The organism is Phytoactinopolyspora endophytica (assembly GCF_004138495.1).
Classification (GTDB): Bacteria; Actinomycetota; Actinomycetes; order Jiangellales; family Jiangellaceae; genus Phytoactinopolyspora; species Phytoactinopolyspora endophytica.
The window spans coordinates 8724-17296 of the sequence record NZ_ML142883.1; the positions used below are offsets into that span (position 1 = coordinate 8724).

Annotated in this window: 10 protein-coding genes; 7 read left to right on the forward strand and 3 right to left on the reverse strand. The window is 66.0% G+C overall.

Going from position 1 to position 8573, the window contains the following annotated elements; genetic code table 11:
* On the forward strand, positions 1 to 262 hold a 262-nt coding region (locus ELR45_RS33615), incomplete at its 5' end, for a response regulator transcription factor (RefSeq protein WP_165368339.1).
* Here the strand turns inward: ELR45_RS33615 and ELR45_RS33620 are convergent.
* Together ELR45_RS33620 and ELR45_RS33625 are read right to left on the reverse strand one after the other, a co-directional pair.
* Positions 263 to 892, reverse strand: coding sequence for an MBL fold metallo-hydrolase (locus ELR45_RS33620; protein WP_129670174.1), 630 nt, complete (start codon positions 890 to 892; stop codon positions 263 to 265).
* Positions 893 to 1027: 135 nt separating this feature from the next.
* Positions 1028 to 2113 (reverse strand): S-(hydroxymethyl)mycothiol dehydrogenase, encoded by a 1086-nt coding sequence (locus ELR45_RS33625; RefSeq protein WP_129670175.1) that lies wholly within the window; start codon positions 2111 to 2113, stop codon positions 1028 to 1030.
* Positions 2114 to 2251: 138 nt separating this feature from the next.
* Here ELR45_RS33625 and ELR45_RS33630 point away from each other — a divergent pair, with 138 nt between their 5' ends.
* Entirely contained in the window at positions 2252 to 2665 is a 414-nt protein-coding gene (locus ELR45_RS33630) for a hypothetical protein (RefSeq protein WP_129670176.1), read from the forward strand.
* A gap of 80 nt (positions 2666 to 2745) precedes the next feature.
* The gene (locus ELR45_RS33635; protein WP_129670177.1) at positions 2746 to 3243 is read left to right on the forward strand and encodes a cupredoxin domain-containing protein; all 498 of its coding nucleotides are present in this window, start codon (positions 2746 to 2748) and stop codon (positions 3241 to 3243) included.
* Between the two features lie 97 nt (positions 3244 to 3340).
* On the opposite strand, the gene ELR45_RS33640 is transcribed toward ELR45_RS33635, so the two are convergent.
* Entirely contained in the window at positions 3341 to 4492 is a 1152-nt protein-coding gene (locus ELR45_RS33640) for a glycoside hydrolase family 3 protein (protein ID WP_165368340.1), read from the reverse strand.
* Positions 4493 to 4890: 398 nt separating this feature from the next.
* Between ELR45_RS33640 and ELR45_RS33645 the strand changes: the two genes are divergently transcribed.
* The 4 genes from ELR45_RS33645 to ELR45_RS33660 form a co-directional block, all read left to right on the forward strand.
* Complete coding sequence (locus tag ELR45_RS33645; RefSeq protein ID WP_129670179.1) at positions 4891 to 5940, forward strand: zinc-binding alcohol dehydrogenase family protein; 1050 nt, start codon at positions 4891 to 4893, stop codon at positions 5938 to 5940.
* A gap of 91 nt (positions 5941 to 6031) precedes the next feature.
* Positions 6032 to 6733, forward strand: a complete 702-nt coding sequence (locus tag ELR45_RS33650) for a TetR/AcrR family transcriptional regulator C-terminal domain-containing protein (protein WP_205857796.1) — start codon at positions 6032 to 6034, stop codon at positions 6731 to 6733.
* A 134-nt stretch (positions 6734 to 6867) separates the two neighbouring features.
* A complete protein-coding gene (locus ELR45_RS33655) occupies positions 6868 to 7854 on the forward strand; it encodes an NAD(P)-dependent alcohol dehydrogenase (protein ID WP_129670180.1) in 987 nt (328 codons plus the stop codon).
* Positions 7855 to 7901: 47 nt separating this feature from the next.
* On the forward strand, positions 7902 to 8573 hold a 672-nt coding region (locus ELR45_RS33660; protein WP_129670181.1), incomplete at its 3' end, for a DNA polymerase III subunit beta family protein.

The window sequence follows — 8573 nt, forward strand, 5'->3', positions numbered from 1 at the left end:
GGCCGGGATCGGCAGCGCGGACGAGAGAGGCGCGCGGAGCCGGACGTTCGGGCTGACCGCACGTGAGCGGGAGGTGCTCAAGCTGATCGCCGAGGGGCGCAGCAACCGTGAGATCGGGGAGGCACTGTTCATCAGCACCAAGACCGCCAGCGTGCATGTGTCGAACATTCTCGCCAAGCTGAACGTCTCCGGCCGCGGAGAGGCCGCCGCCGTGGCTCATCGGGAGGGCATCGCGGGCGCTCGTCCGCCCTCGCCGTCGTGATCAGAAGCCCCGGTCGATCCATTCCTGCAGGTGGGGCGCTTCCGCCCCGACTGTCGTAGGGTCGCCGTGGCCCGTGCGGACCACCGTCTCCGGTGGCAGCGTGAACAGCCGGTCGCGGATGGAATCGATGATGGTGGCGAAGTCGCTGAACGAGCGTCCGGTCGCACCGGGGCCACCCTGAAAGAGCGTGTCCCCGGTGAACAGCGTGCCGAGGGACGGGACGTGGAAGCAGACCGATCCCGGTGAGTGTCCAGGCGTGTGGATGACGGACACGTCGGTGCCGCCTGCGGCGATCACCTGGCCGTCTGCCAGGTCTTCATCGGGTCCCACGTCGGAGTAGACACGATCCCAGAGCATCCGATCGGCCGGGTGCAGATGGATCGCGGCGCCGGTGGCGTCCCAGAGGGATCCGACCGCGCTGACGTGGTCATCGTGACCGTGGGTGAGCAGGATCGCTGTGACCCTGCGATCGCCCACGAGGTCGAGAATGGCGGTGGCATCGTGTGGGGCGTCAATGACTACGCATTCGTTGTCGTCGCCGAGCACCCAGACGTTGTTGTCAACATCGAATGTCTGCCCGTCAAGACTGAATGTTCCGGACGTGGTCGTGTGATCGACACGTACAGTCATGAACCGCTCCCGGAGTCATGTGGTTGTGGCCCGTTCGTCCAGGATACGGATCAACCGTTCGGCCAGCTTCAGGCGGCCCCTTTACGTGAAATGTCCAGTCGGATGAGCAGCGTCCTCGATATTCATGTTGAGCCGTCAGAAGACGACGACTGAACGCAACACTTCTCCGCGATGCATCTTGTCGAATGCGGCCTCGATGTCGCCCAGTGCGATGGTTTCGGTGACGAAGGCGTCAAGGTCGAGACGCCCTTGCAGGTAGAGGTCGATCAACATCGGGAAGTCCCGCGTCGGCAGGCAGTCACCGTACCAGGAGGACTTCAGCGCCCCGCCGCGACCGAACACCTCGATCATCGGTAACTCGATCTTCATGGCCGGGTTGGGCACACCGACCAGGACGACCGTGCCTGCGAGGTCGCGAGCGTAGAACGCCTGCTCGTACGTCTCGGGCCGGCCGACTGCCTCGATGGCGACGTCGACGCCGAAACCGTCCGTCAGCTCGCGGATCGCCTGGATCGCGTCGGTGCCCGCGGAGTTGACGGTGTGGGTGGCGCCGAAGATCTTGGCCCATTCGAGCTTGCGGTCGTCGATGTCCACCGCGATGATCGTGCGCGCCCCGGCCAGGTGGGAGCCGGCGATCGCCGCGTCGCCCACGCCTCCGCATCCGAAGACAGCCACCGAGTCGCCCCGCGTGACTCCGCCGGTGTTGATGGCCGCGCCGATGCCGGCCATGACGCCGCACCCGAGCAGTCCCGCGGTGGCGGGCGCGGCACGGCGGTCGACCTTGGTGCACTGTCCGGAGTGCACCAACGTCTTCTCAATGAACGCGCCGATGCCCAGGGCAGGGGAGAGCGTCGTCCCGTCGGCCAAGGTCATGGGCTGGGCGGCGTTGAACGTGGAGAAGCAGTACCACGGCCTCCCGCGCAGGCAGGCCCGGCAGGAGCCGCAGACCGCACGCCAGTTGAGGATGGTGTAGTCGCCTGGCTCGAGGTCGGTGACGCCTTCGCCGACCGACTCGACGACGCCGGCGGCCTCGTGGCCCAGCAGGAAGGGGAAGTCGTCGTTGATGCCTCCGTCGCGGTAGTGCAGGTCCGTGTGGCACACACCGCACGCCTCGACCCGCACGACGGCCTCACCAGGGCCCGGATCGGGGACGACGACCGTCTCCATGGACACGGGCTCTCCCTTGGCGCGGGCGACGACCCCGCGAACCTCTTGCGCCATTCCTGCCTCCCGGGTGTAGCGGCCATCTTGACGTCAGCCTGCACGGCGTAACGTGCGAGGGCAAGGGAATCGCGGGTGAGGCAGGGGTAAGGGTAGGAGATCCCAGACAGCTAGGGTACGGAGCAGGAGGTTGGCCTGATGGGATTGTTCGACCGAGTCAAGGACATGTTCAGCGGTGACAGCGGGGAAGCGCCACCAGAGCTACCGCTGGATGTCGAAACGCGTCGCGCTCAGCTCGACGAGCTGGAGAACGCCTTGCGTGACCTGGCGCGAGCGATGGCCGGCGATGAGGACCGCATATCCAACCCTGGCTGGCGCGGCCGGGTGGAAGACCTCCGCTTTGCGGCCAACGAGGCCGGCCGCATCGCCCACGAGGGTTTCGACCGCGCGGCTCTGCACGACGTGGCGGCGGAGGTGCGTCCGCTCTACAATCCTGGCCAGGTTCCGCCGGAGTATGCCCCTTACACGGCCCAGCACGAACGGGTGCTGCAAGCGGTGGCAGCCCTGCGGTCGACGTTGCCCAGCGAGTCCGGTCCACCGTCCGGCACTTGAGGGCCGTCCGGCACCGTGCCGACAGGCCGATCTTGCCGAATAGGTGGGAGTTGAGCCTTCAAGTGGGTATTGTGACCGGCATGCGACGCCGTGTGTTGATTGTGTGTGCAGCCCTTGGGGCAATCGGCCTGGCGGGCTGCGGTGGAGACGACGACTCTGACTCGGCGGACGAGCAGGCCAACTCTGATCAGGCGGAGAACGGCGAACCCGACGCGGACGATGCGGACGAGCCCGACGACGACGCGGACGAGCCCGACGACGACGCGGATGAACCCGACGACGACGCGGACGAGCCCGACGACGAGATCGTGGAGACGATCAACGTCGAAGCGGGCGACCTCTACTTCGAGGGCATCCCGGACACGCTGCCGGCGGGCACCATCGAGATCGAGTTCTCGAACGTCGGCGAGATGTTGCACGACGTCACGATCGAGGAACTCGGTGACGAGATGGTGGTATCTGCGGCGGGTGGCGAGACCGATACCGGCACGGTGACTCTGGAGCCCGGCGAATACGCCTTCTACTGCGCCGTCCCGGGCCACCGCGAGCAGATGGAAGTGACCGTCACGGTCGAGTGAGATGCCGCCTGCTCTCTATCAGAGCGTGATTGTGCCGATCTTGAGTCGCCGCGCGCAATCCGAACCAGCTGGACGGTCGGCCTGAGGCAAAACGCTCCTAGGCGACCGAGTTGGCGAGACGGCGGGCTGTCTCCAGGTGGTGCCTCGAGCCGACGGTCTGGCCGACCTGGCCCACATCGGAGATGGGGTTGTCGAATAGCCCGTATCGCTGTTTCAGCCGCAGGATGCGCTCGATGGACTGGTCGATCCGGTCCTCGCTGAGGTCGCCGTCCTCCACCGCTCGGCGGATAGTCTTGAGCGCGGCCGGGAACGAACCCGCGGGTGGCAGAAGTAGCTGATCGGCACCCGCCTGGAGCGCGCGGAGCGGGGTCTCCTCGTCGCTGTAGGTTACGCGCGCCGCGGCCATCTCCAAGCCATCGGTGATGACCACACCATCGAACTCGAGCTCACGCCTGAGAATGTCGGTGATGATCGGGTACGACGTGGTGGCGATGGATTCGGACGGGTCGAGCGCCGGGAAGATGAGATGCCCGGTCATGACGACGTCCACGTCCGCTTTGATCGCGGCCTGGAACGGCGGGAGGTCGAACTCTCGCCATTGGCTCCGGCTGTGCGTGATGACGGCCTGGCTGGTGTGGGTGTCGGCTGTGGTGTCTCCGTGCCCGGGGAAGTGCTTGACCGCGGCGGCCACCCCGCCGTGCTGGAAGCCTCGTATCTGGGCTCTGACGAACTCGCACACCGTATCGGGTTTGCTGCTGAACGCACGGTCGCCGATCACCGGGTTCTCTGGGTTGATGTTGACGTCAGCCACAGGGGCATAGTCCTGGACGATCCCCATCGCGTGCATCTCGCGAGCGAACAGCGTCGCGCCTTCCTCCGCAGCTTCAGTGCCCAGGGTGGCGAGCGCTCGAGCGCTGGGGAGCCAGGTGGCCGGGGGTGAGAGCCTCGCCACCTTGCCGCCTTCCTGATCGGCCCCTATCAGGAGTGGGATCGGATCCGATGTCGATCGGTTCAACGCCGCGTTCTGGATGCCGTTTGACAGCTCCGCTATCTGCGCGGGGTTGCGGATGTTACCCGCGTTGCGGAAGTAGATGACGCCCCCGGGCTGGTACTCCGAGACCAGCCGCTCCGCATTGTCGACGCCGTAGGCCGCCTGGTTGAGTTGGACCGCTTCCTGATCAGAGGTGTCAGCGCTGGCGCCGTGTACACGGAGCACGAACAACTGTGCAATCTTCTCATCAAGCGTCATCGTGGGGACTCGCATCATCGCCCTAACATTTCCATGTCTCCCGCCCATACACCACCACCGAGTGCGACATACCGCTGTACGCGGAGGTGAAGATCTTACCTTCTGGATCTTCTCCCGGGAGCGCTCCCAGTAACCGCGTTTTCGCGATCGCTTTGTGATCTATGTCGCCTTCGGTCACGACCATCATCCTCTCGCCGTCGAACGGTTGCGCCATCGGGGTCTGAACCATCAGACAGATGTGCAGTGTGATAACAGGGCGGGGCGCCTGTAACGATACGTCGGCCAAGCTGGTCAGCGACCGAGTCAAGCACGTGGTGATGACGGAAGGAACGGGGCCGTTTCCGGTATCCGTTCCGAGCCAACGAGCAGCGAAGATGGAAGCAAGGAGGTGGTGTCGGATGGGAGTCGTCGACGCCGGGCACCGCGCCTGGCGGGTGAGCGAACCGCAGCCGGTGTCAGATCGGCCGCTGCGCCTGGTGACGGAAGCGCGACCGCGGCCGCGGGCCGGCGAACTGCTGGTCCGGGTGCTGGCGTGCGGCGTATGCCGGACGGACCTGCATGTTGCGGAAGGCGACCTGCCGGTACATCGTCCTGGCGTCGTCCCTGGGCACGAGGTAGTCGGCGAGGTCGTCGCCGTGGGGGAGCCGGAGACGACGCCGGGCGGAAGCTCAACCGTGGGCGTGGGCGTGGGCGTGGGGGATCGGGTCGGGATCGCGTGGCTGCGTGGAACCTGTGGCCGTTGCCGTCTTTGCCGACGTGGCGCGGAGAACCTCTGCCCGGAGTCCGTCTACACCGGGTGGGACGCGGACGGCGGCTACGCGGAGTTCGCTACAGTGCCGGCCGACTACGCACTGCCTCTTCCGGACGGTTACTCCGACGTCGAGCTGGCTCCACTGCTCTGTGCGGGCATCATCGGTTACCGGGCACTGCTGCGGGCGGAACTCCCGTCCGGCGGCCGGCTCGGGGTCTACGGATTCGGTGGCAGCGCGCACCTCGCGGCGCAGGTGGCGCTCGCGCAGGGTGCCGAGGTCCACGTGATGACTCGCAACCCGCGGGCGCGGGAGCTCGCGCTGGAACTCGGCGCCGCGTCGGCCGCGGACCCCACGGAACCACCGCCGGAGCCGCTGGACTCGGCGATTCTGTTCGCGCCGGCAGGCGAACTGGTACCCCTCGCGCTGGCGGCCCTCGATCGTGGTGGGACGCTTGCCGTCGCCGGGATCCACCTCACCGACATTCCGGTCCTGAACTATCAGGAGCATCTCTTCCAAGAGCGGCAGATACGCAGCGTCACGGCCAACACCAGGGACGACGCACGCGAGTTCCTGCGTTTCGCGGGCGAGCACCGGCTGCGCGTCGCGACGACGCGCTATCCGCTGGACCGTGCCGACCAGGCTTTGATCGACCTGGCCACGGGCGCCGTGCGTGGAGCCGCTGTCCTCGTCCCGTGATGTGTACGACCGTGTTGCTGCACGGGCTGCGCCTGGAGTCTTGGCCGAGACTTACCTTGTAAGATCGAGTGCGAAAGGAAGGTTGTTGTACGTGGCCACCGAATCTGTACCAGGCACCGACCCCCGAGTTCCGTTGAGCCGAGAGCGGGTGCTGCGGGCTGCGGTCAAGGTTGCCGACGAAGGTGGCATCAAGTCGCTCACCATGCGTCGTCTGGCAGAACACCTTGGAGCCGAGGCGATGTCGCTCTACTACCACGTGGCCAACAAGGAAGAGGTCCTGGACGGCATCGTGGACGTCATCGCCGGGGAGATCAACGACGTTGCCGGCCGGATCGATGTGCCCTCCGAAGGAGCCGGCTGGAAGAAGGCCGTGCGCGAGAGGATCCTGTCCGCCCGCGAGGTTCTTCTTCGCCACCCATGGGCTCCTGGCGTCTTCGAGACGCGTACTGCCATGAGTCCAGCGGTACTGCGGTACCACGATGCCCTGATCGGGCTCATGCGAGATGGCGGCTTCTCGTACGACTTGGCCCATCAGGCGATGCATGCCTTGGGGAGCCGGGCCCTGGGTTTCAGCCAGGAATTGTTCAAGCCGGGCGACGGAGCCGGTGCCGAGAAGGCCTCGGCCATGTTCGAGAGTATGGCCGACCAGCTTCCCCACCTCGTCGGCATGATGATGGAGGTCGCCCACGACGACCCCGACTCCACGTTGGGGTGGTGTGACGAGCAGGCCGAGTTCGAGTTCGGGCTCGATCTGGTCCTCGACGGTCTGGACAGGATGCGCGAGACCGCCTGACCTCCACGATTTCGGTCGTTGGCGAACGCCGACGGTTCTGCCCTCCCCTTGACTGCCTTACATTGTACGAGTACCTTACAGCGTACGACTTACAATGTACGAAACCGGGTATGCTCTTCCAGGGAGGAAGAATGATGAAGGCGTTCGTCTTGCGCTCGTACGGCTCGCCCGATGTCTTGGAGCTCACGGACATCGACAGACCAGTGCCCAGGGATGACGAGGTGTTGGTCCGTGTGCGGGCCACCTCCGTCCAGCCATATGACTGGCACCACCTCAGAGGCGAGCCGTACATCGCGCGCCTGATGCCGGGCACTCTCGGGTTGCGCAGCCCAAAGATCGACATCCTGGGCGCCGACATAGCGGGGCACGTCGAGGCGGTCGGCACGGACGTGACGGAGTTCCGCTCCGGCGATGAGGTGTACGCACAGCTGAAGGGCGGCGGCTTCGCCGAGTACGTGTGCGTCCGGGAAGCCGAACTGGCACCGAAACCTAAGAACCTGTCTTTCGAGGAGGCAGCGGCGGTACCGATGGCGGCCAACACCGCCCTGCTGGGTCTGCGCGACCAGGGACGCATCCAGCCGGGGCAGCAGGTCCTCGTCAACGGGGCTTCGGGAGGCGTGGGCACGTTCGCCGTCCAGATCGCCAAGGCGTTCGACACGAAGGTCACCGGTGTCTGTAGCGCCCGGAACGTGGATCTGGTCCGATCAATCGGCGCGGATGAGGTCATCGACTACACCACGGCGGATTTTACGCGTAGTGGACAACGCTACGATCTTCTGCTGGACATCGCGGGAAGCCGCTCGGGATCGGCATGCCGGCGGGTCATGACGCCCAAAGGGACCTACGTCATCATCGGCGGACCGCCCGGCCGATGGCTACAACCTGCCGGCCATGCGGTCTCGACGCTCGCAGTGTCGCCGTTCGTGTCCCAGCGAATGGTCATGACGGACGTAGTCCAATGCGCAGAGAAGAAACGGAACCTGATGACGCTGACCGAGTTCATTGAGGACGGCAAGATTACTCCGGTCATCGATCGCCGTTACTCGTTCGAGGAGATCCCGGCGGCCATCACGTATCAGGAAGAGGGCCACGCCGCCGGGAAGGTCGTCGTCGCGGTCTGAGGCGCCCGGTTGACCCTCGACCTGGTCGAGGTGCCAAGGTGCCGCATATGGAGGACGAGCTGCGTGGCATCGGTGACATGGCCAGGGCCAGCGGGCTGAGCGTTAGCGCCCTACGCTTCTACGACCGCGTGGGCCTGCTGATGCCTGCCGCCGTCGACCCCGTGACCGGATACCGACGCTACTCGGCCGATCAGCTCGGCGTCGCGACACTGGTGGCCGGGATGCGCCGTATCGGCATGCCGCTGGCGGAGATCACCACCGTGCTGGAGCAACGCGGCGATCCGGCCGTCGCCGGCCGCGTTCTCGATGAGCATCTGAGCCGACTCGAAGATGCCCTCGCGGATGCCCGGCGCGAGGCGCAACGGCTGCGCGGCATGGTGAGCTCCGGTCCGACCGTGCCGTCGACCTGGCCGACGACGGTCGCCAGCGTCGATGTCGACGCTTTGGAGCTTGCTCGGGCGATGGACTCCGTGCGCTTCGCGGTCAGCGACGATCCTGGTGTTCCCGAGCTCAGCGGGGTCCTGATCGAGATTCAGGACAGTACGGTCCGGTTGGTCGCCACGGACCGTTACCGGCTGGCCTCATATGAGGTTTCTGCGCGTCGCCGGACGGGGGACCGGACGAGTGCGGTCGTGCCCGCCAGACTGCTGGACGAAGCGCGCGCACTGCTCGATGGTCGCGGCGACGCCACCATCGACCTTTCGGGCGAGCGGATCACC

Excerpts from the sequence above, each read along its gene's own strand:
- ELR45_RS33620 (WP_129670174.1), bottom strand. The coding sequence starts at position 892 with ATGACTGTACGTGTCGATCACACGACCACGTCCGGAACATTCAGTCTT.
- ELR45_RS33625 (WP_129670175.1), bottom strand. The coding sequence starts at position 2,113 with ATGGCGCAAGAGGTTCGCGGGGTCGTCGCCCGCGCCAAGGGAGAGCCC.
- ELR45_RS33630 (WP_129670176.1), top strand. The coding sequence starts at position 2,252 with ATGGGATTGTTCGACCGAGTCAAGGACATGTTCAGCGGTGACAGCGGG.
- ELR45_RS33635 (WP_129670177.1), top strand. The coding sequence starts at position 2,746 with ATGCGACGCCGTGTGTTGATTGTGTGTGCAGCCCTTGGGGCAATCGGC.
- ELR45_RS33640 (WP_165368340.1), bottom strand. The coding sequence starts at position 4,492 with ATGACGCTTGATGAGAAGATTGCACAGTTGTTCGTGCTCCGTGTACAC.
- ELR45_RS33645 (WP_129670179.1), top strand. The coding sequence starts at position 4,891 with ATGGGAGTCGTCGACGCCGGGCACCGCGCCTGGCGGGTGAGCGAACCG.
- ELR45_RS33655 (WP_129670180.1), top strand. The coding sequence starts at position 6,868 with ATGAAGGCGTTCGTCTTGCGCTCGTACGGCTCGCCCGATGTCTTGGAG.